The 26,042-nt window shown below is 72.7% G+C and carries 20 protein-coding genes; 9 read left to right on the top strand and 11 right to left on the bottom strand.

Annotated elements, in window-relative coordinates; all coding sequences use genetic code 11:
• Window positions 1-15 precede the first annotated feature (15 nt).
• Window positions 16-2,049: an excinuclease ABC subunit UvrC gene (gene uvrC / locus CXR04_RS28820; RefSeq protein WP_101425155.1), complete on the bottom strand. Its 2,034-nt coding sequence runs from the start codon at window positions 2,047-2,049 to the stop codon at window positions 16-18.
• A gap of 153 nt (window positions 2,050-2,202) precedes the next feature.
• Here uvrC and CXR04_RS28815 point away from each other — a divergent pair, with 153 nt between their 5' ends.
• Complete coding sequence (locus tag CXR04_RS28815) at window positions 2,203-3,147, top strand: carbohydrate kinase family protein (protein WP_101425154.1); 945 nt, start codon at window positions 2,203-2,205, stop codon at window positions 3,145-3,147.
• 53 nt (window positions 3,148-3,200) lie between these two features.
• Here the strand turns inward: CXR04_RS28815 and CXR04_RS28810 are convergent, their stop codons facing one another.
• A complete protein-coding gene (locus CXR04_RS28810; protein WP_101426660.1) occupies window positions 3,201-6,467 on the bottom strand; it encodes a phosphodiester glycosidase family protein in 3,267 nt (1,088 codons plus the stop codon).
• 575 nt (window positions 6,468-7,042) lie between these two features.
• Window positions 7,043-10,027 carry an excinuclease ABC subunit UvrA gene (gene uvrA / locus CXR04_RS28805; protein ID WP_101425153.1) on the bottom strand — a complete coding sequence of 995 codons (2,985 nt, stop codon included), beginning with the start codon at window positions 10,025-10,027 and terminating at the stop codon, window positions 7,043-7,045.
• A gap of 224 nt (window positions 10,028-10,251) precedes the next feature.
• Here uvrA and CXR04_RS28800 point away from each other — a divergent pair, with 224 nt between their 5' ends.
• Together CXR04_RS28800 and CXR04_RS28795 are read left to right on the top strand one after the other, a co-directional pair.
• A complete protein-coding gene (locus CXR04_RS28800; RefSeq protein ID WP_101425152.1) occupies window positions 10,252-10,932 on the top strand; it encodes a maleylpyruvate isomerase family mycothiol-dependent enzyme in 681 nt (226 codons plus the stop codon).
• Window positions 10,933-10,944: 12 nt separating this feature from the next.
• Window positions 10,945-11,601 carry an MBL fold metallo-hydrolase gene (locus CXR04_RS28795; protein ID WP_101425151.1) on the top strand — a complete coding sequence of 219 codons (657 nt, stop codon included), beginning with the start codon at window positions 10,945-10,947 and terminating at the stop codon, window positions 11,599-11,601.
• Between the two features lie 110 nt (window positions 11,602-11,711).
• On the opposite strand, the gene CXR04_RS28790 is transcribed toward CXR04_RS28795, so the two are convergent.
• From CXR04_RS28790 to uvrB, 4 genes are all read right to left on the bottom strand, one after another.
• Window positions 11,712-12,719, bottom strand: coding sequence for a TerC family protein (locus tag CXR04_RS28790; protein WP_101425150.1), 1,008 nt, complete (start codon window positions 12,717-12,719; stop codon window positions 11,712-11,714).
• A 230-nt stretch (window positions 12,720-12,949) separates the two neighbouring features.
• Window positions 12,950-15,013: a TerD family protein gene (locus tag CXR04_RS28785; RefSeq protein ID WP_101425149.1), complete on the bottom strand. Its 2,064-nt coding sequence runs from the start codon at window positions 15,011-15,013 to the stop codon at window positions 12,950-12,952.
• Between the two features lie 72 nt (window positions 15,014-15,085).
• On the bottom strand, window positions 15,086-15,697 hold the full coding sequence (locus tag CXR04_RS28780) for a TerD family protein (protein ID WP_442802415.1): 612 nt from the start codon (window positions 15,695-15,697) through the stop codon (window positions 15,086-15,088).
• 160 nt (window positions 15,698-15,857) lie between these two features.
• Window positions 15,858-17,990 (bottom strand): excinuclease ABC subunit UvrB, encoded by a 2,133-nt coding sequence (gene uvrB, locus CXR04_RS28775; protein ID WP_101425147.1) that lies wholly within the window; start codon window positions 17,988-17,990, stop codon window positions 15,858-15,860.
• A 299-nt stretch (window positions 17,991-18,289) separates the two neighbouring features.
• Between uvrB and CXR04_RS28770 the strand changes: the two genes are divergently transcribed.
• Window positions 18,290-19,216, top strand: a complete 927-nt coding sequence (locus CXR04_RS28770; protein WP_101425146.1) for a glycerophosphodiester phosphodiesterase — start codon at window positions 18,290-18,292, stop codon at window positions 19,214-19,216.
• Between the two features lie 132 nt (window positions 19,217-19,348).
• Here the strand turns inward: CXR04_RS28770 and CXR04_RS28765 are convergent, their stop codons facing one another.
• The gene (locus CXR04_RS28765) at window positions 19,349-20,206 is read right to left on the bottom strand and encodes an MHYT domain-containing protein (protein WP_442802414.1); all 858 of its coding nucleotides are present in this window, start codon (window positions 20,204-20,206) and stop codon (window positions 19,349-19,351) included.
• 223 nt (window positions 20,207-20,429) lie between these two features.
• Between CXR04_RS28765 and CXR04_RS28760 the strand changes: the two genes are divergently transcribed.
• Together CXR04_RS28760 and CXR04_RS28755 are read left to right on the top strand one after the other, a co-directional pair.
• The gene (locus CXR04_RS28760) at window positions 20,430-20,957 is read left to right on the top strand and encodes a methylated-DNA--[protein]-cysteine S-methyltransferase (RefSeq protein ID WP_101425144.1); all 528 of its coding nucleotides are present in this window, start codon (window positions 20,430-20,432) and stop codon (window positions 20,955-20,957) included.
• Window positions 20,958-21,033: 76 nt separating this feature from the next.
• A complete protein-coding gene (locus CXR04_RS28755) occupies window positions 21,034-21,576 on the top strand; it encodes a DUF1697 domain-containing protein (protein WP_101425143.1) in 543 nt (180 codons plus the stop codon).
• Between the two features lie 38 nt (window positions 21,577-21,614).
• Here the strand turns inward: CXR04_RS28755 and CXR04_RS28750 are convergent, their stop codons facing one another.
• On the bottom strand, window positions 21,615-22,181 hold the full coding sequence (locus CXR04_RS28750) for an HAD domain-containing protein (protein WP_101425142.1): 567 nt from the start codon (window positions 22,179-22,181) through the stop codon (window positions 21,615-21,617).
• A gap of 131 nt (window positions 22,182-22,312) precedes the next feature.
• Here CXR04_RS28750 and CXR04_RS28745 point away from each other — a divergent pair, with 131 nt between their 5' ends.
• From CXR04_RS28745 to CXR04_RS28735, 3 genes are all read left to right on the top strand, one after another.
• Window positions 22,313-22,786, top strand: coding sequence for a hypothetical protein (locus tag CXR04_RS28745; RefSeq protein WP_101425141.1), 474 nt, complete (start codon window positions 22,313-22,315; stop codon window positions 22,784-22,786).
• 41 nt (window positions 22,787-22,827) lie between these two features.
• The gene (locus CXR04_RS28740; protein WP_101425140.1) at window positions 22,828-23,727 is read left to right on the top strand and encodes a pseudouridine-5'-phosphate glycosidase; all 900 of its coding nucleotides are present in this window, start codon (window positions 22,828-22,830) and stop codon (window positions 23,725-23,727) included.
• Between the two features lie 145 nt (window positions 23,728-23,872).
• Window positions 23,873-24,760, top strand: coding sequence for a carbohydrate kinase family protein (locus CXR04_RS28735; protein WP_101425139.1), 888 nt, complete (start codon window positions 23,873-23,875; stop codon window positions 24,758-24,760).
• A gap of 34 nt (window positions 24,761-24,794) precedes the next feature.
• Here CXR04_RS28735 and CXR04_RS28730 read toward each other — a convergent pair whose 3' ends face one another.
• A complete protein-coding gene (locus CXR04_RS28730; RefSeq protein WP_101425138.1) occupies window positions 24,795-25,625 on the bottom strand; it encodes a hypothetical protein in 831 nt (276 codons plus the stop codon).
• Window positions 25,626-25,722: 97 nt separating this feature from the next.
• On the bottom strand, window positions 25,723-26,007 hold the full coding sequence (locus CXR04_RS28725) for a helix-turn-helix domain-containing protein (protein WP_101425137.1): 285 nt from the start codon (window positions 26,005-26,007) through the stop codon (window positions 25,723-25,725).
• Window positions 26,008-26,042: the final 35 nt, after the last annotated feature.

Here is a 26,042-nt window from a genome sequence, read left to right as displayed (position 1 = left end):
TCTGTCCCCCGGTCCTCACTCGTCCATGATCTCTCCGGTGGCGGTGTTCACCGCCGGCGCGGCAGGTGCCGCCTGCGCGAGGGTCGCGGCGATGTTTTCTGCCGTCTTGCGGCCGATGCCGGGAACCTCACAGATTTGATCAATAGTCGCAGCTCTGAGCCGTTTCACCGAACCGAAGTGCTTCAGCAGCGCCCGGCGGCGGCTCTCCCCCAGGCCCGGCACGTCGTCCAGCGGTCCGGCCTTCATGCTCTTGGCCCGTTTCTTGCGCTGGTAGGCGATCGCGAAGCGGTGGGCCTCGTCCCGTACGCGCTGCAGCATGTACAGGCCCTCGCTGCTGCGCGGCAGGATGACGGGGTCGTCGCTGTCCGGCAGCCAGACCTCTTCGAGGCGCTTGGCCAGGCCGACCACGGCCACGTCGTCCACGCCCAGCTCGCCGAGGGCCCGCTTGGCGGCGGCGACCTGCGGCTGACCGCCGTCGACGACCACGAGCTGGGGCGGGTACGCGAACTTCCTGGGCCGCCCGGTGTCGGGATCCCGCCCGGCGGGCCCCTCCGCCGCCGCGTCGGCGGCGTCGGTGTCGGTGCCGGTGTCGGCACGGCCGCGCTCGGCCGCCGCCTCGGCCTCCGGGTCGCCCCACTCCCCCGTCTTCTGCTTCTCCTGCACGTACCGCCGGAACCTGCGGGTGATCACCTCGTGCATCGCCCGGACGTCGTCCTGGCCGGTGAAGCCCTTGATCTCGAAGCGGCGGTACTCGCTCTTGCGGGCCAGGCCGTCCTCGAAGACGACCATGGAGCCGACCACGTCGTCGCCCTGCAGATGCGAGATGTCGTAGCACTCGATGCGCAGCGGCGCGGAGTCCAGCTCCAGCGCCTCGGCGATCTCCTCCAGCGCCCGGGAGCGGGTGGTCAGGTCGGAGGCGCGCTTGGTCTTGTGCAGGACGAGGGCCTGCTGCGCGTTCCGCGCGACCGTGGCGAGCAGGTCCTTCTTGTCGCCGCGCTGCGGCACCCGCAGGTCCACCCGGGCCCCGCGGCGCTCGGTCAGCCACTCCCGTACGGGCCCCGCGTGCTGCGGCAGCGCCGGGACCAGCACCTCGCGCGGGATGGCCTCGGCCTGCTCGTCCCCGTAGAGCTGCTGGAGCGCGTGCTCCACGAGGCCGGCGGTGTCGACGGCCTCCACCCGGTCGGTGACCCAGCCCCGCTGGCCGCGCACCCGGCCGCCGCGGACGTGGAAGATCTGCACCGCCGCCTCCAGCTCGTCCTCGGCGAGGGCGATCAGGTCGGCGTCGGTGGCGTCCGCGAGGACGACCGCGTTCTTCTCCATGGCGCTCTGCAGCGCCCCTATGTCGTCGCGCAGCCGCGCCGCCTTCTCGTACTCCATCTCCTCGGCGGCCTCGTGCATCCGCCGCTCAAGACGCTTCAGATACGCGCCCGTGCGGCCGGCCATGAAGTCGCAGAACTCCTCGGCCAGCTCCCGGTGCTCCGCGGCCGTGACCCGGCCGACGCAGGGCGCGGAGCACTTGCCGATGTACCCCAGCAGACAGGGCCGGCCGATCTGCGCGCTGCGCTTGAACACCCCGGCGGAACAGGTCCGCACGGGGAAGACGCGCAGCATCAGGTCGACGGTCTCGCGGATGGCCCACGCGTGCGCGTACGGCCCGAAGTAGCGCACGCCCTTGCGCTTGGGGCCGCGCATGACCTGGACGCGCGGATACTCCTCATTGAGCGTCACGGCGAGGGACGGATAGCTCTTGTCGTCCCGGTACTTGACGTTGAACCGGGGGTCGTACTGCTTGATCCAGGTGTATTCGAGCTGGAGCGCCTCGACCTCAGTGGCCACCACGGTCCACTCCACGGAGGCGGCGGTCGTGACCATCGTGCGCGTGCGCTGGTGCAGCCCGGCGAGGTCCTGGAAGTACGAGGAGAGCCGCTGCCGCAGGCTCTTGGCCTTGCCGACGTAGATGACCCGGCCGTGCTCGTCCCGGAACCTGTAGACCCCCGGGGAGTCGGGAATCTGCCCGGGCTTGGGACGGTAACTGGACGGATCGGCCATGGTTCCCACCCTACTGTCGACCACTGACGCCGACCCGTCCGTCCACACCCGTGTACCGAGCCCGCGACAGTCCGGTGACCGTATGGTCGCCGGGGCGTGCCCGTGTTGCCTTCCGGGGGCCTGTGGGCGGCGGTCGGACCGTACGCTGGGCACATGATCGTGGTTGGTGGTGAGGCTCTGATCGATCTCGTGCCGGCCGGGGGCGACGGGGTGCTCCCCGCGCTGCGGCCGGTGCGGGGCGGCGGGCCGTACAACACGGCGGTGGCGCTGGGCCGGCTCGGCGCGGACATCGCGTTCGCCTCGCGGGTCTCCACGGACGCCTTCGGGGCGGCGCTGATGGCCGGGCTCGACGCGGCGGGGGTGGCGACCGGGCTCGTCCAGCGGGGTGCGGAGCCCACGACGCTGGCCGTCGCCGACGTCAGCCCGGACGGGTCCGCCGGGTTCCGCTTCTACGCCGAGGGCACCGCCGACCGGCTGTTCCGGGCGCCGGACGCGCTGCCCCCGAAGGCCCGGGCGCTGGCGGTGGGTACGTGCTCGCTGGTGCTGGAGCCGGGGGCGACCGCGTACGAGACGCTGCTCAAGAGGGCCGCCGCGGACGGGCTGTTCACCCTCCTCGACCCGAACATCAGGGCCGGGCTGATCGACGACGCCGACGCCTACCGCGCCCGCTTCCTGGCCTGGCTGCCGGACGTGGCGCTGCTGAAGCTGTCGGTGGAGGACGCGCAGTGGCTCGCCGGCGGGCGGCCGTGGGCCGAGGCGCTGCCGGAGTGGCTGGCAGCCGGGCCGCGGGCGGCGGTGCTGACGCGCGGCGGCGAGGGGCTGACCGCGGTGGTCGCGCAGGGCCTGGAGCGGTACGACGTGGCGGCGCCGCCGGTGGACGTGGTCGACACCATCGGCGCCGGCGACACCGTCAACGCGGCGCTGCTGCACTGGTTCGACGCCCACGACGCCCTCACTCCCGGCGCCCTGGCCGGCCTCGACCCCGCCGGCTGGCGCGCCGCGCTCGGCCACGCCGCCCGGGCCGCGGCGATCACCTGCTCACGCGCGGGCGCCGAGCCGCCGTACGCGGCGGAGCTGGCGGAGTTCGCGGACGGCTGAACCGCGGCGGTGCGGTCGCGGGGTCCCGCGGGACCCCGCGACCGCCCTCCCCGTCAGCGGGTGACCGTGACCCGGTCGCCCTGCGTGACGCCGTTGACCGTCACCGTCAGCGTGACCGTCCCCGGCCGCAGCCCCGTCACCTCGCCGGTGGCCGGGTCGTACGCCGCGATGTCAATCCGGTCCGCCTCCCGCGGCGGGCCGATGTGCAGCCGGTCCGTACCGGACCAGTCCGCGCTGACCGGCCAGGCCACCGGCACCTGCCGCGCGCCCTGCGCGACCGAAGCCGAGGCCGCCGCCGAGCGGCCGACGCGGACCTCCTCGGGCGCGGTCACCGCCAGCCCGTCCACGTGCGGCCTGGTCTGCACGGACACCCAGTCGGGCAGCCCGCGGTACGGTGTGTTCCGCGCCTGGTCCTGTTCACCGGGCGGCACCTGGTCGACGCCGATCAGCGACCAGCCGGAGAACCCGCCCTCGCCGGGCGGGGTGGCCGGGGCCTTCCCGGAGTTGCCGTTGATCAGGTACGGCACCCCGTCGACGTGCTCGGCGTGGAACGTGCCGACGTGCCCGCCGACGAAGGCCGCGCCCTTGCCCGTACCGGCCCGGAAGTCCGCCAGCCAGTCCTCCAGCACCCGCGCCTCCTTGCGGTCGCTGAGCTGGCTGGCGCGCTGCGCGGTCGGGTCGCGCGGCGGAACGTGCTGGATCACGGTCACCGAACGCACCGACGGGTCCTCCGCCGCCCCCTCCAACTGCCGCTTCAGCTCCGCGATCTGCGGGTAGCCGCCGCCGCGGAGGGTCAGCGAGGAGGTGTCGAGGGTCACGAAGCGGGTGCCCTTGTGGTCGAACGTCCGCTGCGCGGGGCCGAATTCGGCGACGAAGTTGGCGACGGAGCCGCCCATCACCTCGTGGTTGCCCGGCACGTAGTACCAGGGCACGGCGTCGCCCAGCTCCTCCTCCAGTATCCCCCGGGCGAACTTCAGGTCCGCGGGCGAACCCTCGTCGACCAGGTCGCCGTTGATGACGAGGAAGTCCGGCCGGGCCGCCCTGATCTCCTCCAGCGTGCGCCGGGTCTGCCGGACGAGCGCGCTGTCCGGCTCGCGGGCGACGAACTGCGCGTCGGACATCACCGCGTACCGCCAGTCCCGGCCGGCCGTCTCGGCACCGGAGTCGATCAGCGGGTCGCGGTGCGCCGCCGTGCGCGGCAGGTCGACCTCGGGCGGGCTCTGCGCGGTCAGCTCGTCGATGACGACCTCGCTGCTGTACTGGCTGGCGGGCTTGGCCTCCGCGAGATAGAAGCGGAAGACCGACAGCGGGTACTGCGTGCCCTCCGGCACCTGGAAGACCACCTGCTTCCAGCCCTGCCAGGTGACGTAGTCGCCCCGGAGTATCAGGTCGGCGCCCGCGCCGTCCTTGAGCTGCAGCGAGGGCCAGGCGCCCTTGCCGTCGCCCTTGATCCACAGCCCGAAGCTCAGCGGCTGGCCCGGGATCTCGATGCGCTGCGGCGGCGTGACGTACGCGGCGCGGGTGGCGGTGGACTGGGAGAAGTCGTACGTGATCTTCATCCCTGCGCCCGCGTGGCCCGCGGGCTCGGGGGCGAGCGAGCCGGTGGCGCGCGCGGTGGAGAACTTCCAGTCGGCCGCGTTCCCGAAGTCCGCCAGCACGCCTTCGGTGAGCCCGACGGTCAGCGCGACGTGCGTGACCTTCCCCTGCACGGTCGCCTTGAGCACGCCGGAGGCCGTCGGCTCGGTGGTACGGGCCCGTACGGCGAAGCCGCCGCTGCGCTCGTCCGGGGCAATGTCGAACAGCGCGCGGTCGTAGTCGAGGCGTACGTCGGCGGGGTCGACGGGGGCGCTGGCGCCGTGGGCGTCGCGGCCGACGATGCCGAAGGCCGCCGCGTCCCCGGGGTCGGCCAGGCCGACGCGCTCGCTGGTGGGCGTGATGCGCTCCAGCTTGTCCAGGACGGTCAGTTCGACGCTCCCGGACGCGCCGCCGCGCCGGGCGGTGACCTTCGCGGTGCCGCCGCGGCGGGCGGTGAACGTACCGTCGCCGTCGACGCTGCCGACGTCGCCGCGGTTGCTGGACCACGACGGGCGGCCGGGCGCGGGGCCGTACGTCTCGTCGTAGCCGGCGGCATCGAGTTCGCGGGTCAGGCCGGGGAAGACGCGGTCGGGGTGGCCGCCGGGCACCGGGTCGACGCCGGGCGCGAGCGCGGGCTCCGCGACGGTGGTGACGCGGAAGTCCTTGAGCCGGCCGCTGCCGCCGGGGGCGGTGAACGCCAGGCCGTTGGGCACCTCCCGCTCCTCGCCGTCGGACGGGGAGTTCTCCACGAACCGCTCGTCGGAGCCGGGCGCGCGGGCGACGAGGGTGGAGGAGCCGCCGCCGTCGAGGTTCAGCGCGTCGTACGCGCCGAGGGCGTCCATCATCTTCGCCAACTGCGTGAGCGTGACGCCGCCGGCGTCCGCCTGGCGGCCGTCGACGGTCAGCACGTGCATGGTGCCGCCGTCCTTGGAGAAGCCGACCGCGGTGCGGGGGGCGGCGGTGTTGTTCGGCCGGCCCTCCCAGTTCTGCGGTACGCCGTCCTCGACCAGGACGCCGCGGCCACCGACCGCGGTGCGGGGCACGGGGCCGCCGTCGTCGGTGCGGACGTCGTACTCCACCTGCACCGCGTCGCCCGCTTGCAGTTGGGCGAGGAGCTTGGCGCCGGTGTCGCGGCCGACGAGCACCGTGGTGCCTTCGGCTATCGGGCCCTTCCCGGGCCCGGTGGTCACCTCGGCGACCTTGCCGTCCCGCAGGGCGACCTCGGTGACCTCGGTGGCGCCGTCGACGGTCATGGCGCGGTCGGCCTTGCCCCACTGGGCGTTGTACGCGCCGATGCCGTCCGCGGGGACGTTGGCGGCGTTGTGGCCGCCGAGGGGGTGTTCGCCGTCGGGGAGGGTGAGGGTGCCGTCGAAGTAGAGGTCGAGCACGCGGCCCGCCTGGTCGGGGCCGACGCCGACCGCCTCGGAGACGCCGGGCGCGGGCGAGTGTGTCGGGCGGCCCTCCTCGACGCCGGGGCCGAGGGGGGCGCCGGTCTCGTTGATGTCGAAGAAGTCGGCGTTGATGGCGGCCACGGTGGTGCGGCCGGGACCGGGGTCGTGCTCGGCGGCGAGCTTGGACACGGGGGCGCGTTCGGAGACCTTGCCGCCGAGGTAGTCGACGCGGGTGCCGGCCCCCAGGTCGACGCTGAGCGCGTCGGCCTTGAGCCACTTGTCGGTCTCCAGCCGCTCGAAGGAGGTCAGTTCCATGCCGGGGGCGACGGGCCGGGAGACGGAGGCGATGTCCATGCCTTCGCCCGCGGGTACGGACACCGCGCCGGCGGCGCCGGTCGCGGCGGCGGGCCGCTCCTGGCCGACGGCCGCGGGGGCGCCGAGGAGCAACAAGGAAGCCGCCGCTGCCGCGACGGCCCTGGGTCGGAAGGGTTTACTGCGTACTCCCGCTCTGAGCACGTTTTCTCCTTGGAACGACACGGGAACGCACGCTTCTTGCGCACGGCGGGCCACAGCCTGGCAGTGGAGAGTGGTCTACACCAGAGGGCGCGCGCAAACTCCGCCCGAACAATTGCCGCCGCCGGTCCGTCATTTGAGATCGTGTCAGGAAGATCCCTACCAGGTGGGACGGGGTTCGCGGCGTGTCGACAAGACAGGCCCGCGGTTCGTGGTCCGCACGGGTGGCGGACGGCCGTAGAGGTCCGTGTGGACCACTCGGTGGCCGCACGGGCGCGTATATCACGGCTGGCACAGGGTGACGCGGGGCCGACGGCAGCCGGCCGCACGCCGGACCGCCCTCGGCCGCGCAGCCGAGCGACGCTCAGCCGTACGCCCGGCCGAACCCTCGGTCGCAGCCGGGCTCCGGACCGCCCTCAGCCGCGCCGCTTCGCCGCCGCCTTCTTGGCGGGCGCCTTGGCCGCCGCCGTCTTCTTGGCCGGCGTGGACCTCGCGGTCGACCTCTTCGCGGTCGGCTTCCTCGCCGCGGCGCCCTTCCGCGCCGGCGGCGAATCGCTCACCCGGTCGCCCAGGATCTCCCGCAGGAACTTCCCGGTGTGGCTGGCCGGCACGGCCGCCACCTCCTCCGGCGAGCCCTCGGCGACCACCAGGCCACCGCCGCTGCCGCCCTCGGGGCCGAGGTCGACGACCCAGTCCGCGGTCTTGATGACGTCGAGGTTGTGCTCGATGACGATCACCGTGTTGCCCTTGTCGACCAGGCCGGTCAGCACGCCGATCAGCTTCTTGATGTCCTCGAAGTGCAGCCCGGTCGTGGGCTCGTCCAGCACGTACACCGTGCGGCCCGTCGAGCGCTTCTGCAGCTCGCTCGACAGCTTCACCCGCTGCGCCTCGCCACCCGACAGCGTCGGCGCCGGCTGGCCCAGCCGCACGTACCCCAGTCCCACCTCGTTGAGCGTCCTGAGGTGGCGCGCGATCGCCGGCACCGCCTCGAAGAAGGACAGCGCCTCCTCGATCGGCATGTCCAGCACCTCGGCGATGGACTTGCCCTTGTAGTGCACGTCCAGGGTCTCGCGGTTGTACCGCGCGCCGTGGCAGACCTCGCACGGCACGTACACGTCCGGGAGGAAGTTCATCTCGATCTTGATCGTGCCGTCACCGGAGCAGTTCTCGCAGCGACCGCCCTTGACGTTGAAGGAGAACCGGCCCGGCTGATAGCCGCGGACCTTCGCCTCCGTCGTCTCCGCGAACAGCTTGCGGACGTGGTCGAAGACGCCCGTGTACGTCGCGGGGTTGGAGCGCGGCGTACGGCCGATGGGCGACTGGTCGACGTGCACCACCTTGTCCACCAGGTCGTCCCCGTCGACCCGGGTGTGCCGCCCGGGCACGCTCCGCGCGCCGTTCAGCTCGCGCGCCAGGTGCGTGTACAGGATGTCGTTGACCAGCGTCGACTTGCCCGAGCCCGAGACCCCCGTGACCGCCGTGAGCACCCCGAGCGGGAACGCCACGTCGATGTCCTGGAGGTTGTTCTCCCGCGCCCCGCGGACGACGAGTTCCCGCGTGCCGTCGACGGGCCGCCGGATCTCCGGCGTCGGGATCTTCTTCTTCCCCGACAGGTACTGCCCGGTGACCGACGCGTCGTTGTCCAGCAGCTCCTTCAGCGAGCCGCTGTGCACGACCCTGCCGCCGTGCTCGCCGGCGCCCGGGCCGATGTCGACGACCCAGTCGGAGGTCTTGATGGTGTCCTCGTCGTGCTCGACGACGATCAGCGTGTTCCCCAGGTCGCGCAGCCGGACCAGGGTCTCGATCAGCCGGTGGTTGTCCCGCTGGTGCAGCCCGATGGACGGCTCGTCCAGCACGTACAGCACGCCGACGAGGCCGGAGCCGATCTGCGTGGCGAGCCGGATGCGCTGGGCCTCCCCGCCGGAGAGGGTGCCCGCGGCGCGGTTGAGCGACAGGTAGTCCAGGCCCACGTCGACCAGGAACCGCAGCCGCTCGTTGACCTCCTTCAGCACCCGCTCGGCGATGGTCTTCTCGCGGTCGTTCAGCTCCATCGCACCGAGGAAGTCGGCGCAGTCGCTGATCGACATCGCCGAGATGTCGGCGATGGACCTGTCCTGCACCGTGACCGCGAGGACGACCGGCTTCAGCCGCGTCCCGTTGCAGGTCGGGCAGGGGACCTCCCGCATGTACCCCTCGAAGCGCTCGCGGCTGGCGTCGCTCTCCGCCTCCGCGTGCCGCCGCTTGACGAACGGCACGGCGCCCTCGAAGGACGTGGTGTACGACCGCTCGCGCCCGTACCGGTTGCGGTAGCGCACCTCGATCTTCGTCCGGTGCCCCTGCAGCAGCGCCTTCTGCGCCCGCTGCGGCAGCCCGGCCCACGGGATGTCCGTACGGAACCCGAGGTCGTCGGCGAGCGCGCCGACGAGCCGGGCGAAGTAGTCCTTGGTGTGGCCGTGCGACCACGGGTGGATGGCGCCCTCGTCCAGCGACTTGTCCGGGTCGGGGACGATCAGCTCGGGGTCGACCTCCATCCGGCTGCCGATGCCCGTGCAGTCGGGGCAGGCGCCGAACGGCGAGTTGAAGGAGAAGGAGCGCGGCTCCATCTCCTCGAACGACAGGTCGTCGTACGGGCAGTAGAGGTGCTCGGAGTACATCCGCTCGCGGTCCGGGTCGTCCGCGTCCAGGTCGACGAAGTCGAGGATGACCATGCCGCCGGAGAGCCCGAGGGCGGTCTCGACGGAGTCGGTCAGCCGGCGCTTGGCGCTCTCCTTGACCGTGAGGCGGTCGACGACCACCTCGATCGTGTGCTTCTCCTGCTTCTTCAGCTTGGGCGGGTCGGTCAGCGACGACGTCTGCCCGTCGACGCGCGCCCGGCTGTACCCCTTCGACTGCAGGTCCGAGAAGAGGTCCACGAACTCGCCCTTGCGCTCGCGCACCAGCGGCGACAGCACCTGGAAGCGGCTGCCCCCGGGCAGCGCCAGCACCTTGTCCACGATCGCCTGCGGCGACTGCCGGGTGATCGGCCGGCCGCAGACCGGGCAGTGCGGCTTGCCGATACGGGCGAAGAGCAGCCGGAGGTAGTCGTAGACCTCGGTGATCGTGCCGACCGTGGACCGCGGGTTGCGCGACGTGGACTTCTGGTCGATCGAGACGGCCGGCGACAGGCCCTCGATGAAGTCGACGTCCGGCTTGTCCATCTGGCCGAGGAACTGCCGCGCGTAGCTGGACAGCGACTCGACGTAGCGGCGCTGGCCCTCGGCGAAGATCGTGTCGAACGCCAGGGACGACTTGCCGGACCCCGAGAGTCCCGTGAAGACGATGAGGGAGTCGCGGGGCAGGTCAAGCGAGACGTTCTTCAGATTGTGCTCGCGAGCGCCACGGACGAGGAGACGGTCGGCCACGCCGGTCGGACCTTTCTTGATGAGCGGCGGGGACCGTCCGGGCGGGCGGCACCCCTTGTCAAGCGTATGGGGATGGCGGCGGAGCTGTCCGCAGCTTTCTCCCTTCGAGCCACACGCTAACGTCTGGGTCTGACAACGACTTCCGGCCCAGCATTCCCACCCGCTCGCCTCCAGGGGATCCGATGACAGAAAGCGCAGGTCGCACGTACGACCCCGTACGCGACATGGCCACCCTACGAGCCGCCACCGACAGCCTCCTCGCCGGCGCCGCCCGCCTCGGGGACGACGCGGTACGGGCGCCGAGCGCGCTGCCCGGCTGGACCCGCGGCCACGTGCTCGCCCACCTCGCCCGCAACGCCGACGCCCTGGTCAACGTGCTCTCCGGCCGCCCCATGTACGCGAACGCGGAAGCCCGCGACGCCGACATCGAGGCCGGCGCCCCCCGCCCGCTGGCCGAGCAGCTCGACGACGTACGGGCGACGGCGGACCGGCTGGCGCAGACGGCGGCGGACATCCCGGCGGACGGCTGGGCGGCCGGCTGCGAGCTGCGCAACGGCGTGACGGATGTCATGGCCCGGATCCCCTTCCGGCGGCTGGTGGAGGTGGAGCTGCACCACGTGGACCTGGACGCCGGCTACACCCTGGACCAGCTCCCCGAGGAGTTCGTGATCCGGGAGATCGACTTCCTCACCGCCCGCTTCGCGGGCAACGAACAGGTGACGTCCCTGTCACTCTCCGCTCCCGGCGGCAGCACCTGGACCACCGGCGCCCCGCCGTCCGGCGGTGATCCGGTGCGGGTCACCGGCGCCCCGTACGCCCTGATGGGCTGGCTCGCCGGCCGCACCACGGGCACGGGCGTACGCACCGAGGACGGCGCCGCGCTGCCGACCCTGCCCCCGCTCTGAGAGGCTGGCCCCATGTCGTACACGGGCAAGGTCACCGTCGGCGGCGCCGCCGACGTACACGAGCTGACGGACCTGATGATCTCCAAGGTCGCCGTCGGGCCGATGAACAACAACGCCTATCTGCTGCGCTGCCGCGCGACGGACGAGCAGTTGCTGATCGACGCCGCGAACGAGCCCCACACGCTGCTCACCCTCATCGGCCGCGACGGCATCACCTCCGCCGTCACCACCCACGGCCACGGCGACCACTGGCAGGCCCTGGCCCCGGTCGTCGCGGCCACGGGCGCCCGCACCTACGCGGGCCGCGCGGACGCCGCCGACATCGACGTCCCCACGGACGTCCTCGTGGACGACGGCGACACGATCACGGTGGGCCGCATCCCCCTCACCGCCCGCCACCTCGTCGGCCACACCCCGGGCTCCATCGCCCTGGTCTACGACGACCCGCACGGCCACCCCCACGTCTTCACGGGCGACTGCCTCTTCCCGGGCGGCGTGGGCAACACCTGGGGCGACCCGGAACGCTTCCGGTCCCTCCTGCACGACGTGGAGACCAGGATCTTCGCCGAACTCCCCGACGAGACCTGGGTCTACCCGGGCCACGGCGACGACACCACCCTGGGCGCGGAACGCCCGCACCTGGCGGAGTGGCGCGAACGCGGCTGGTGAACGCGGAAGCCGCCGTCCGGCGGACGGCGGCTTCCGCTGCCCGTTGAACCGGGCGGACTCCGCGTGCCCGGCCCGGACGCCCTCCGGGCCGGGCACGCAGAGGGTCTTCGTCAGTCGTCGCCCGCGCCCGGACGACCGGCCTCCGCGGGCTCCTCTTCCTTGTCCTTCTGCTCCGCCTCCAGGCGGCGCGAGGCCCGCAGGCTCGTGATCGTCGTGATGACCAGGACGCCGCCGATCACGCTCAGCGAGATCGCCGTGCTGATCTCGGGGACGTGCACCCCGGACTCGTGCAGGGCGTGGAGCACCAGCTTCACGCCGATGAAGGCGAGGATGGCCGACAGCCCGTACGAGAGGTGGACCAGCTTCTTGAGCAGACCGCCGATCAGGAAGTAGAGCTGCCGCAGGCCCATCAGCGCGAAGGCGTTGGCCGTGAACACGATGTACGGGTCCTGGGTGAGGCCGAAGATCGCGGGGATGGAGTCCAGCGCGAAGAGCAGGTCCGTCGTGCCGATCGCCAGCATGACGATCAGCATCGGCGTCATCAGCCGCTTGCCGTTCTCGGTGATGAACAGCTTCGTGCCGTGGTACTTGTCGGTGGCGGCGAAGCGGCGCTCGACCATCTTGAGCAGCCGGTTCTCCTCCCACTCCTCTTCCTCGTCGTCGCCCTTGGCCTCCTGGATCAGCTTCCAGGCGGTGTAGATGAGGAACGCACCGAAGATGTAGAACACCCAGGAGAAGGACGCGATCAGCGCGGCACCCGCGGCGATGAAGGCCGCGCGCATCACCAGCGCGATGAGGACGCCGACCATGAGCACCCGGGCCTGGTACTGCGGCGGCACCGCGAACTTGCTCATGATGATCACGAAGATGAAGAGGTTGTCGACGCTCAGCGACTTCTCCGTGACGTAGCCGGCGAAGAACTCACCGGACGCCTGGCCGTCGCCCCAGATCAGCAGCCCGATGCCGAAGAGTCCGGCGAGGACGATCCAGATGATCGTCCAGGTGCCCGCCTCCTTGAGCGTCACCTCATGGGGCTTCCGGCCGACGAAGAAGTCGGTGCCGATCAGGGCACACAGGCCCACGATCGTGAGCACCCACAGGGTCAGCGATACGTCCACTCGTCCTCCGCGGCAAGTCCGGCATGTTCAGCGTGATGGTTGCCGGGCGTGCCTTCCACTCGTGGAACTGGAAGCTCACCCCCAACCGTCGACTGTATAGAACAAGCCAAGCCATGGCAAAGTTCCGATCAAGTACGCAGGTCAGAGCCCATACAGGCCGGGATATGCGGTACGCGGAACGGCCCGCAGGCGCAGTGCCTGCGGGCCGTTTGTGACGCGGTACGGACCCGTCAGCGGCGCAGCGCCCTGCGGGCCGCCGCGACCTGGGCCAGCACCTGTTCCAGCACCCGGCTGCCCATCGGCGCGCGCGCCGGTTCGTATGTCCAGGCGTGGCCGATCCAGGGGTCGGCCAGGTGGTCGTCCGGGGTGGGCGTGAGCCGCAGCATGCCGCGCCAGAACGGGTCCAGCAGCGGGCCGTAGCCCTTGGCGTCCTCGCGGTCGGCGACGACCAGCAGGTGCACGCCGACCGAAGGACCCTCGTCCGCCAGATACCGCAGTTGGTTGATGGCGCGGTCGTCGAAGCCGTGCGGGAAGTCGTTGACCACCAGGAGCTGCTGCGCCGGGTCCAGGTCCGGCGGCAGCGCGTCGGCCGCCCCGCTGCGCAGCGCCATCTGGACGAGGTCGATGCGCTGGGTCAGCCGGGTGAGGGTGTCGGTGACGCCCGCGGCGCCCTTCGGCGGCGGCTCGGCGAGGACGCCGGAGTGGAGCAGCGGGGTGAGCGCCGTGGTGGCCGTGCCGCCCGGGTCGATGAAGTGCACGTTGAACTCGCCCGCCGGGTGCACCGACAGCAGCCGGGCGGCGTGCGCCACGGCGGTGTCGAGCGCCAGCGCGCGCCGCTCCGCGGAGTCCGGGAAGCCGTGCTCGTGGTCGCCTTCGAGCGCGCCGGGGCCGAGCGAGGAGGTGCCGCTGTCCACCCACAGGCCGCGCTGCAGGGGCAGCCGTACGAGCAGCGGAACGCGCAGCTCGGTGTGCTCGGGCAGGTGGAGGTCGCCGAGGCGAAGGGCCATCGGGGCGTCCTCGGGCACCTCGTACTCGTGCCACACGGGGCTCGCCCAGGAGGCGAACGCGGGCGGCAGCGCGGGCTCGACGACGCCGGCCTCGGCGACGAGCTGCCCGAGGTCGCGGTCGAGGACCTCGCGCGCCCGGTCCACCAGGGTGGAGTGGCGGGCGAGCACCTCGGCGCGCGCGGAGTCGGCGATGGAGCCCATCCGCGCGCGCGGGTCGGCCAGGAGCTGGTCCAGCTCGCGGTCCATCCGGGAGTCGGCGAAGTCGACGGCGCTGCGGTACGCCGCGACCGTACGGGCCAGGTCCTCGAACATGCCCCAGACCTGGTTGTACAGCCGCTCCTCCATGCTCCAGCCGGGGGCGTCGCCCGCGACCGGTGCGGAGGGGCCCGACTGCGGGCGGCCGGACTGCGGCGGTACGCCGCCGGCGGCGCTGCCCGCGCCCGCCGGGGCGCCGGAACGCGCACCCGCGCCCGCGCCGGCCCCGACACCGGGGGGCGGGGGCGCTGCGGCGGACGCCGGGGCGCGCGGCGCACCGGACGCACCAGGCGTACCCGGTCCGCCACTTGAACCACCCGACGCGCCCGCGGCACCCGCCGCCGCGGCGCGGCGCGGATGGCGGTAGTCGACGGGTCCTGCCTGTGCCTGCCGCTCCTCGGCGGCCCGTTGCGGCCGCCTGGCACCGGGACCGGTCGGCTGGCCGGCGACCGGCGGCGGCGCCGGGGCGACGGCGCGCGCCAGCCCCTCGGCCACCGCCCGCTCGATGTCGGCGGCGAGTTGCTGCGCCTCCGGCAGGCCCTGGTCCGCGAGCATGGCGGCGAGCCCGCCCGCGTACCCCTGGCCCACGGCCCGGATCTTCCACGCGTCGCCCCGCCGGTACAGCTCCACGGCGGTGACCGCCGACTCGCTGTCCAGGCCGGTGATGACGAACCGCGCGATCGCCGTGCCGTCGAGGCCCGTGACGGCCACCGACGGCGGCGCTATGGCGCCGAAGCTCCGCGGCCCCGGCACGCCCGCGGGCAGCGCCAGCAGCACGTGCACGCGCTCCACGTCCGGCGGCACCGCATCCAGGTCCACCGCCAGCCGGTGCTCCGCCGCCGCCTGTACCGGCACCTCAAGGCCCGGCAGTTGCGGCGCACCGGGGTGTGCGATCCGGCTCGGGTCGCTGACCCTGCCGTCCTCTCCCCCCAGCGTGGCGCCCGGTGTCACCGGGCTCTCCGCCGAAATCCTGATCTCCACCCGGGTCTGCGGCAGCAGATGGTTCTGCCCGCGGACCAACTCGGCCGTCATGCGGCCCTCCCCTGCACTCGCTGCGGCCGTCGACGTCGCGTCATGCCTCGGAAACCGGTCGTCCCCGCGCTCCTAGAGAAGCGGCTGGATCGACGGCATCAGGTCCTGGAACGTACGGCCGTTGGCCGGCGAGCCGAGGGCGGTCATGCCCCAGCCGGACCCCGTACGGTGCACCTTCGCCATGATCTGGGCGGTGTACGTGCCGCCGCCGGTGAGCGTGTAGCGCGCCAGCTCCTGGCCGTTGCTCTCGTCCACGAGCCGGCAGAACGCGTTCTGCACCTCTTCGAAGGTCTGGCCGGTGAACGAGTTCACGGTGAAGATGATCTGGTCGATGTGCACCGGCACGCGCTGCAGGTCCACCAGGATCGACTCGTCGTCACCGCCCTGGCCCGCGCCGCCGACGAGGTTGTCACCGGTGTGCCGCACCGAGCCGTCGTCGCTCACGAGGTGCTGGAAGAACACCACGTCGACGGGCTCCTTGTCGGCGAAGAGCACGGCGGAGGCGTCGAGGTCGATCTCGCGCGTGCGCTTACCGAAGAGACCGCGCCGTTCGGCGGCCTGCCAGCCCAGCCCCATGCGGACCGAGCTGAGGGTGCCGCCATCGGACTTCTGCAGGCTGATGGCCTGACCCTTGGACAAGTTGATCGACACGCTTACGTTCCCCTCCTGCTCCGAACACGCCATGACCGGCGCGCTGCCACGCACATTACGCAGGACAGCGGCCCCGTGCTCCCCCCGGAGGAGGATTTGTGGCGCTCCTGCTACACACCACCGGTTGTGCGCTCCCGGACGGCCACGCTCCGCGTACGCCCGGGGGCGCTCCCACGCCCCGCACAACCCGGCTCTACGACAGCCCGGCCTCCTTCATCTGCCGGAGCTCCTTCTTCATCTCCGCCACCTCGTCGCGCAGCCGGGCCGCCACCTCGAACTGGAGGTCCGCGGCGGCGGACCGCATCCGGGCGGTCATGTCCTCGATCTGCGCGGCGAGATCGGCGGCGGGCGTCTCCGTGGGCGCCGCACCGGCCTCGGCCTCGCCGCGGCGGGCGGGCTTCGTCTTCTGCCGCAGCTCGGGCACCGGCGCCTTCGCCGCGGCGTCGGGCTTCGTGGACCGGTAGCCCGAGCCGAGCAACGCCTCGGTGTCGACCTCCTCGCGGGCGATCTGCGCGACGATGTCGTTGATCTTCTTGCGCAGCGGCTGCGGGTCGATCCCGTGTTCCTCGTTGTACGCGATCTGCCTGGCGCGGCGCCGGTTGGTCTCGTCGATCGCCTTCTCCATGCCCGGCGTGATCTTGTCCGCGTACATGTGCACCTCGCCCGAGACGTTGCGCGCGGCGCGGCCGATGGTCTGGATCAGCGACGTGCCGGAGCGGAGGAAGCCCTCCTTGTCGGCGTCGAGGATGGCGACGAGGGAGACCTCGGGCAGGTCGAGGCCCTCGCGCAGCAGGTTGATGCCGACCAGCACGTCGTACTCCCCGGCGCGCAGCTCGCGCAGCAGCTCGACGCGGCGCAGCGTGTCGACGTCGCTGTGCAGATAACGCACCTGGATGCCCAGCTCCAGGAAGTAGTCCGTGAGGTCCTCGGCCATCTTCTTGGTCAGCGTGGTGACGAGGACGCGCTCGTCCTTCTCCGCGCGCGTGCGGATCTCGTGCACCAGGTCGTCGATCTGGCCCTCGGTCGGCTTGACGACGACCTGGGGGTCGACGAGCCCGGTGGGCCGGATGATCTGCTCCACGACGCCGTCGCCGCGGGACAGCTCGTACGGCCCGGGGGTGGCGGAGAGGTAGACCGTCTGGCCGATGCGCTCCACGAACTCCTCCCACTTCAGCGGGCGGTTGTCCAGCGCGGACGGCAGCCGGAAGCCGTGGTCGACGAGGGTGCGCTTGCGCGAGGCGTCGCCCTCGTACATGGCGCCGACCTGCGGGACGGTGACGTGCGACTCGTCGATGACGAGGAGGAAGTCCTCCGGGAAGTAGTCCAGCAGGGTGTGCGGCGGGGAGCCGGTCTCGCGGCCGTCCATGTGCAGCGAGTAGTTCTCGACGCCTGAGCAGGTGCCGATCTGCTGGAGCATCTCCAGGTCGTACGTCGTCCGCATGCGCAGCCGCTGCGCCTCCAGCAGCTTGCCCTGCTTCTCCAGGGTCCCGAGCTGCGTGTCCAGCTCGGTCTCGATGCCGGCGACGGCCTTGGCCATGCGCTCGGGTCCCGCGATGTAGTGCGAGGCCGGGAAGACGTAAAGCCCGTCGTCCTCGCTCATGACCTCGCCGGTCAGCGGGTGGAGCGTGGACAGGGCCTCGATCTCGTCCCCGAACATCTCGATGCGGACGGCCAGTTCCTCGTAGACCGGGAAGATCTCGATGGTGTCGCCGCGGACCCGGAACGTGCCGCGCGTGAACGCCTGGTCGTTGCGGGTGTACTGGATGTCGACGAAGCGGCGCAGCAACTGGTCCCGGTCGGTCTCCTCGCCCACCTTCAGCGGCACCATCCGGTCGACGTACTCCTGCGGCGTGCCCAGGCCGTAGATGCAGGAGACGGAGGCGACCACGATGACGTCGCGCCGGGTGAGCAGCGAGTTCGTCGCGGAGTGGCGCAGGCGCTCCACCTCCTCGTTGATCGAGGAGTCCTTCTCGATGTACGTGTCCGTCTGGGGGACGTACGCCTCGGGCTGGTAGTAGTCGTAGTACGAGACGAAGTACTCCACCGCGTTGTTCGGCAGGAGCTCGCGGAACTCGTTCGCCAACTGGGCGGCCAGCGTCTTGTTGGGCGCGAGGACCAGCGTGGGGCGCTGCAGGCGCTCGACCATCCAGGCCGTCGTGGCCGACTTGCCCGTGCCGGTGGCGCCGAGCAGCACGACGTCCCGCTCGCCCGCCGTGATCCGCCGTTCGAGCTCGTCGATGGCGGCGGGCTGGTCGCCGTTCGGCTGATATGAGCTGACTACCTCGAAGGGCGCCATGGTGCGTTCGATGTCTGTGACGGGCCGCATGCCCCCACCGTACGACCCGCCGCTGACAACGCGCCGCGCATCGCCCCGGGGTCCTCGCCGACCTGGACCAATACCGAACGCCGCGGGCAACCGACCAGATCATTTCCAGCCAGATCGGCGGGCCCTGAAACGGCATAGCAAGCGCTTCCTCAAGCCTGCCACCTGCGCCGACCGGAATCGCTACGCGTTCACCGCGCCGATATCGGCGTTCAATCTCTGGCCATCCCCGGCCTCGTACTCTGTCGCCTGCCACTGGGACCCTGCGGCGACAAGTGATCACCTCTAGTCGAGGAGACTGCATGCCCTCCCGCACGCTTACGCGCGCGTCCGGCGCTCTGACGGCGCTGGCCGGCCTCGTGCTCACCGCGGCCGCCACGTCCGCCACCGCGACCGCTGCCGAGCCCGCAGCCGACTCCGATTCCGCCGCACCGATCGTGACCGTCGCGCACCGCGGCGCCTCCGCATACGCCCCCGAGAACACCCTCGCCGCCATCGACACGGCCCGTGACATGGGGATCGACTGGGTCGAGAACGACGTGCAGCGCAGCAAGGACGGCGAGCTGGTCATCATGCACGACGACACGCTCGCCAGGACCACCAACGTGGAGGAGGTGTTCCCCGACCGCGCCCCCTGGAAGGTCTCCGACTTCACCTGGAAGGAGATCCGCACGCTCGACGCCGGTAGCTGGAAGGGCGAGGAGTGGGCCGGCACGCGGGTGCCGACCCTGGACCAGTACATGAAGCGGGTCACGCAGAACCACCAGAAGCTGGTGCTGGAGATCAAGAAGCCGGAGCTGTACCCGGGGATCGAGAAGGAGATCCTCACCGAGCTGCGCAAGAGCGGCTGGCTGAGCCGCGCGGCCGTGAAGAACAAGCTGGTCGTGCAGAGCTTCGGCGCGGACTCCATCAAGACCGTGCACGAGCTGCGGCCGGACGTGAAGACCGGCTTCCTCGGCGCCCCGGCGGTGGCGGACCTGCCCGAGTACGCCACCTTCTCGGACCAGATCAACTCCAACCACGGCACCATGTCCGCGGAGTACTACGCGGCCGTGCACGCCCTGAAGGGACCGCACGGCAAGCAGTTGGAGGCTTACACGTGGACGGTCGACGACCCGGCGCGGGCCGTCCAGTTGGCCGAGTGGGGCGCGGACGGCATCATCACCAACAAGCCCGACCTGATCGCCGAGGCGCTGGCGGACGCCGGGTTCGGGGTCGCCGCGGAGTAGCGGCCGCCGGCGGTCTTCCGGCACGGGCCGGGGACGGCGGGCCGTAGGCCCGGGGCGCCTGATCGGCCGGGGCCCCCGGTCCGTAGAGCCTCCCGGTCCGCCCCCGGGCCCGGCCCGCGGGGTCAGATGGGGTCAGATACCGCCCGGCCGGCCGCCGTGCCGTTCGAAGTACGACGTCGCTCCCGAGCCCGCGGGCTCGGGAGCGGCGGCGTCCCCGCCCACGATGCCCTCGTCGGCCACGGACACCCGCCACTCGTTCTCCAGCGGGTCCATGCCGACGAACAGCCCGACGAACACCAGCAGCAGCACGGGACCGATCAGGATCGGCGCCAGGATCTCCGCCGGGCTCCTGCCCTCCGCAGCCGCGTTGGCGGCGTGGGCCTGCACCTCCAGCGCCGCCATCCCGGTGTAGTGCATGCCGGAGACGGCCACGCCCATGATCAGGGCGGCGCCCACCGCGACGCCGAACCGCTTCACGGTCATCGACAGCCACAGCGCGGCGGTGGCGGCGACCACGGCGATGAGCACGGACAGCGCCACGACCGTGCCGTCGTAGACCAGCCGGCCCCGGTCCATCTTCATCCCCGCCATGCCCAGGTAGTGCATGGCAGCGACGCCGAGCCCGGTGACGATGCCGCCGGTGGTGAGGGCGAACGCGGTGCGGCCGAGGTAGCCGACGATGAAGACGCCGATGCCGACGACGACGATGGCCACGCCGAGGCTCGCCAGCGTGATCGGCACGTTGTAGCTGATGTGGACGGAGTCGGCCGTGAAGCCCATCATCGCGATGAAGTGCATGGTGAAGATGCCCGTGCCGATGGCGACCGCGCCGAGCAGCAGCCAGCCCGCCCGCCGCGCGGGCTCGACGGTCAGCGCCCGCATGGTGCAGCGCAGCCCCAGGGCACTGCCGACCGCGGCCATGATGAAGGCGGTGACGGGGGTGAGCAGGCCATACGTGAACCCGTCGACGGGCACGGGGGCAGCAAGCACGGAGTGACTCCCGGGTCTACTGATGGGTCTACAGATCTGTCGACAGATGTACAGGGCAACCAGAGGGAATCGTAGGTCTGTGCGAGTCGCGACCGAAATGTTTCCACCGCCCGCGGCGCAGCCGATACGCAATCGGTACGCGGCCGATTTGTCGCGTTGGGCGGGCTGCCGGTGCGGGGCGCGGTCGCCTGCGGTTGTCAGTGCCGTGTCCTACGCTCGCGGCATGGACGCCACCGATGCCATCGCACCCCGGCAGGGCCGCCGGGTGGTCGACTCGCCGATCGGCCCGCTGCTCCTCGCCGCCACGGACCGGGGGCTGGTCAAGGTCGGGTTCCACGCCAAGCCGGGCGCCGAGGGCCCAGCCGGCCGGGAGGAGCCCGCGGGTCCCGCGGCGCACATAGCGGTGGCCGAGCGGCAGTTGCGGGAGTATTTCGCGGGCGAGCTGAAGGAGTTCCGGCTGGAGCTGGACTGGTCGCTGTCCGACGGCTTCAACCGGCGGGTGCTGGAGGAGCTGGCGGCCGAGGTGCCGTTCGGCTCGGTGGTCAGCTATCAGTTCCTCGCCGACCGCGTCGGGGAGCCCGGCGCCGCGCAGGCGGTCGGCCGGGCCATGGCGTCGAACCCGCTGCCGATCGTGGTCCCCTGCCACCGCGTGGTCGAGAGCGCCGGCGGCCTGGGCGGCTTCGGCGGCGGGCTCGACACGAAGCGGAGCCTGCTGGCGCTGGAAGGCGTGCTGCCGGAGCCGCTGTTCTGACGGTGCGAGGAGGACGGCCATCGCCCGGCCGCGGTGCGCGGGCGGGCCGGACGGACGGGCAAGGGAGGCGCCGGGCGTGAGCAAGCAGATCGCCCTGCTGCGCGGCATCAACGTCGGCGGCAAGAACAAGGTCCCCATGGCCGGGCTGCGCAAGGCGCTGACCGACCACGGCTTCGGCGGCGTCGCCACGTACGTGGCCAGCGGGAACGTCGTCTTCGACGATCCGGGCACGCCGCCGGAGAAGACCGCCGCGGCCGTCGAGGCGGTCGTGGAGCGGGAGTTCGGCCTGCGGATACCGGTCGTCGCGCGCACGCGGGACGAGATCGCGGCCGTCGTCGCCGGCAACCCGCTGCCGGAGGGCGCCGCGGAACCGGCCCGGTTCCTCGCGGTGTTCCTCTCCGGGCCCGCACCTGCCGACGCGTGGTTCCGTACCGCCGACCCCGCGTCGTACGCGCCCGACAGGTTCGCGATCGGGGACCGCGTCGTCTACGTCTGGTGCCCCGGCGGGATCGGGCGGTCGAAGCTGGCGGCCGACTTCTCCGGCCGCAGGCTGGCGGTGACGGCGACGGCCCGCAACTGGAACACGGTCCTCAAGCTGCTGGAGATGGCGGACGGCTGACGCCTGGCGGGAAGGGCGGCGAAGGGGGCCGCGGCCCGTCACGGGCGGGTCTGGTCCCGTTCCCCGGCCCACGCCTCCAGCGCCTCGAAGTCCTCCTCCACCAGCCCGCGCGCGGGGTCGATCCGCCGCAGCAGCGCCTCCCCCGCGTGGTGCTCCTCGATCCACGCCGTGTCCGCCGCGGTGATCTCGTCGTCCACCCAGGCGAACGTCCGCCCGGCGGTCCAGGCGGCGACCTGCCGCGTCTTCCAGTACAGCCCGTCAGGGTCGTCGGTCGTGAACATCGACGGCCACTCGATGACCGGCAGCGGCGGCAGCCCCAGCACCCGGTCGCCGATGACGGTGTTGGCCTCGTGCATCCACGTCGTGGCCCACACCAGTTCGTACGGCAGCGACAGCAGCCGCTCCCCGTGCGCCGGGCACAGCCACAGCCGGATGGGCCCCGCGGGCATGCCGGTGACCACGTACTCGCCGTAGCCCGGCGGCTGTACGCGCGCGGCGTACGGGTTGAGGGGCCCGTCGACGTCCAGCAGGAGGAGCGGACGGGCGGGGGCGTCAGGAGCGTCGGGGGCGGCGTCCGGGTCGGCAGCGCGGTCAACGTCGTCCATCCATCGACGGTAAGGGCTGACGCCGCCCGCGTATCCCCCGCGCGTCCGCCTGCTTGCGCCGGCGGGTCCGCCGCGCGCGCCGACCGGGACCCGGATGCCGGCCGCCGCGGCCACCCCTTAAGGTCTGGGCCATGGCGATCCCTGAGGTCATCCCGATACGTCACGAGCCCGGCTACCGCACCGAGAACATCGGCCGTTACGACGACGGGCAGTTCCTCGCCTCGATCACCGCCGCGTACCCGCCCGACTACCGCATGGGCCCCGACTGGCTGGAGCACCGCCGCTGGTACGCCGTGCTGCACCGCTTCGACGCCGACGGCCACCACACCGGCTCCGACATCTGGACCCCGGGCCCCGGCGTGCCGGCGGACGGGCGGATGGACGCGAAGATGGAGGGCTGGCTCGACGAGCTGCCCGGGCTGGTGTTCGGCGACATCGCGATCAGGCCGTTCGAGGTGTCGGTGGACGGGATCCGCTTCGGGCTGGTCGCGGAGCGGCACGCGGAGCCGGCCGCGGGCGCCGGTGAAGACGAGCCGGACTGGGCGGAGTTGTACCCGGACCGGCTCGGGTTCCACGAGCCGTGGGACGGCCTGTACGACACGTAGGGGCTGATCACCGGGCTACGCCCAGCACGTACCGTGGGCGCATGCACCTGACTGACGAGGTACGCGCCGCGCTCGCGGACCGGCGGCCGGTCGTCGCGCTGGAGTCGACGATCATCGCCCACGGCCTGCCCCGCCCCCGCAATCTGCAGGTGGCGGCCGAGCTGGAGGACATCGTCCGCTCGGCGGGCGCGGTGCCCGCCACCATCGCCGTCCTCGACGGCACGCCGCATGTCGGGCTCGGCAGGGCCCAGTTGGAGCGGATCGCCTCCGACGACACCGTGCGCAAGCTGACCGTACGCGACCTCGCGCCGGCCGCCGCCCTCGGCGCGAGCGGCGCGACGACCGTCGCGGCCACGGCGTTCCTCGCGGCCCGCACCGGCATCGGCGTCTTCGCCACCGGCGGTCTCGGCGGGGTGCACCGGGAGTGGACCCAGTCGCAGGACGAGTCGGCCGACCTGCGGCTGCTGGCCGGGACGCGGATCGCGGTGGTGTGCGCGGGGGTGAAGTCGATCCTGGACGTGCCGGCGACGCTGCAGCGCCTGGAAACGCTGGGCGTGACGGTCCTCGGCTACGGGACGGCGGAGTTCCCGGGGTTCTACCTGCGGACGTCCGGGGAGCCGGTGGAGTGGACGGTCCGTACGCCCGCGGAGGTCGCGGCGGTGCTGCGCGCCCAGCGGGAGCTGGACGTGCCGCCGTCGGCGGTGATCGTGGCCAACCCGGTGCCGGCTGCCGAGCAGTTGGACCCGGCTGTGCACGACGCGGTGCTGGCGGACGCGCTGCGGGAGGCGGGGCGGCAGGGGGTGAGCGGACAGGCGATCACGCCGTTCCTGCTGGGGTATCTCACGGAACACACGCGGGGAGCGTCGCTGGAGGCGAACCTCGCGGCGGTGCGGGGGAACGTGCGGCTGGCGGCGGAGGTCGCGGTGGCGGGCGGGGCCTGAGGGGGCGGGTGTGAGCGGGGGCACGGGGGCGGACGGTCGTACGGAGTCGGGGACGCACCGGCCTACGGGACCGCGGACATCCGGACGCGCCGGGCCGCGGGCAGACGGGCGAACGGGACCCTGCGGGGACGGTGCTCGTCGCGGGGTGCTGCTCGTGATCGGTGACGTCGTCACCGACGTCGTCGCCCGCCACGCCGCCCCACTCGCCCCCGGCACCGACACACCGGCCGACATCGCGATCCTGCCCGGCGGCGCCGGCGCGAACGTCGCCGCGTGGGCGGCGCATTGTGGCGCGCGGGTGCGTCTGCTGGCGCGCGCAGGCCGGGACTCCGCCGACTGGCATCGCGCCGCACTCGTACGCGCCGGGGTCGACGCCCACGTCCGGGTCGACCCCGAGGCGCCCACCGGCAAGGTCGTCGCCCTGGTCGACGGCGGCGGCGAGCGGTCGTTCCTGGCGGACAACGGCGCGTCGTTCCGGCTGGGCCCGGACGACTGGGCGCCGGGGCTGCTGACCGGCGTCACCCACGTCCACCTCTCCGGCTACCTCTTCTTCACCGGCCCCGGCCGCGCCCTCGCCGCGCTCGCCACCGCCGAGGCACACGCACGCGGGGCGACGGTCAGCGTGGATCCCGCGTCGGCCGGCTTCCTCGCGAAGTCGGGGGTACGGGCCTTCCTCGCCGCGGTCGCCGACGCCGACACCCTGTTCCCCAACTCCGCGGAGGCCGCGCTGCTCTCCGGCCTCCCCTCCCCGGCCGCCGCGGCGGCTGCCCTGGCCACCGCGCTCGACGCCACCGCCGTGGTCACCGCCGCCGGCGACGGCGCGCACCTCGCCACCCCCGGCGCTCCCGCGGTGCACCTCCCCGCGACCCCCGTCATCCCTCTCGACTCCACGGGCGCGGGCGACGCCTTCACGGGCGCCTATCTGGCGGCCGTGCAGTCCGGCAGCGACCCGCAGGCGGCCGCGGCGGCGGGCTGCGCCACGGCGGCAACGGCGGTCCGTACACCGGGCGGACGGCCGGGGCAAGGGGCGTAGCGGCGCGCGGTGGTGGGTCCGGGGACTCCGCACGTCAGCACACGCGCCTGCGGCGCGGGCGCGCGCGCAGCCGGTCCCGCCCCGGGCCGTGCGGGCCGGCGGCGAGGGCGTCGCGGACGGCGGCGGTGAAGGCGTCCGGTTCGCGGAACAACTGGCGCGGTGTCGTGTGGACGAGGTGCAGGCCCAGGGATTCGAGGGCGTTGTGGTGTTCCACGGTGCCGTCGTCGTGGCGGTACGGCGGCTCGGTGAGGTGGAGGAGGACGCCGGTGCGGGGCCAGTGGGCGTGCGGGGTGGTGAGCCAGTAGCCGTCGAGGTGCAGAGGGATGTGCCAGAGCGGGGGCGGGAGTTCCGCGGTGCGGAGCAGGGTGCGGGCGCGGGTCTCGGCAGGTGTGCGGGCGGCGGGCCCGAGGGCGGCGAGCAAGGCGGCGACGTCGGGGCGGGTGTGCAGGCCGGCGGCGCGGAGCGCGGTGGCGACGGTGGCGGGCGGGGTGGCGCGGGCGTCGAGCAGTTCGCGGAACAGGGCGGCGGTCCTGTCGTGGTCGAGTACGTCGCGCAGGGCGTCGGCCGCGGCGCGGACCGGCGGGGCGGCGGGGAGTCCGGGTGCCAGGCGGACGGGCGGGGGCAGGCGGCGTAGCGCGTGGTGGACGCGGACCCCGGGCGGCGCGGTGAAGCGGCGGCGGGGCGGTACGAGTACGTCGACCACGCGCACGTCCGCGGCGGCGGGCACGCTGCGGAACCCGTACAGCGCCAGCGCCGCCACCCCCGTCAGCAGCGCCTCGCCGCGTCCTGCGCCCCGCTCCAGGGCGGCGCGGTAGCGCGCCTCCCAGCCGCCGGAGGTCTCGCGGGTGCCGTTCGCGTACGTCATGGGTGCGCCATGCCCGCCGCCGCGCCCCGCTACGGCGTTCCGGCGGCGGACTCACCGGGTCGGGCGGGGCCCGGGGCCGGGAGTTGACCCGTGGGCGCTACGCCGCGTGAACGGCGCTGTCCGCGGGGGCTTCAGGCTCGGGCACGGCGCAGGTGTCGGCCAGGGCGTCGAGGGAGACGCCGAGCGCGGTGGCCAGGGCGGCGATCGTGAAGAACGCCGGGGTGGGGGCGCGGCCTGTCTCGATCTTGCGGAGCGTCTCGGCGGAGATGCCGGCCGCCGCGGCGACGTCGGTCATGCTGCGCTCGCCTCGGGCGGCGCGCAGCAGGGCGCCGAAGCGCTCGCCGCGGTGGCGCTCCTCGGGGGTCAGTGGAGTACGAACCATGAGCGTGATACTAATACCGGTATAGTAATTGGGAG

The organism is Streptomyces sp. CMB-StM0423 (assembly GCF_002847285.1).
In the GTDB taxonomy this organism is placed as follows: domain Bacteria; phylum Actinomycetota; class Actinomycetes; order Streptomycetales; family Streptomycetaceae; genus Streptomyces.
This window is presented reverse-complemented; position numbering and strand designations above follow the sequence as displayed.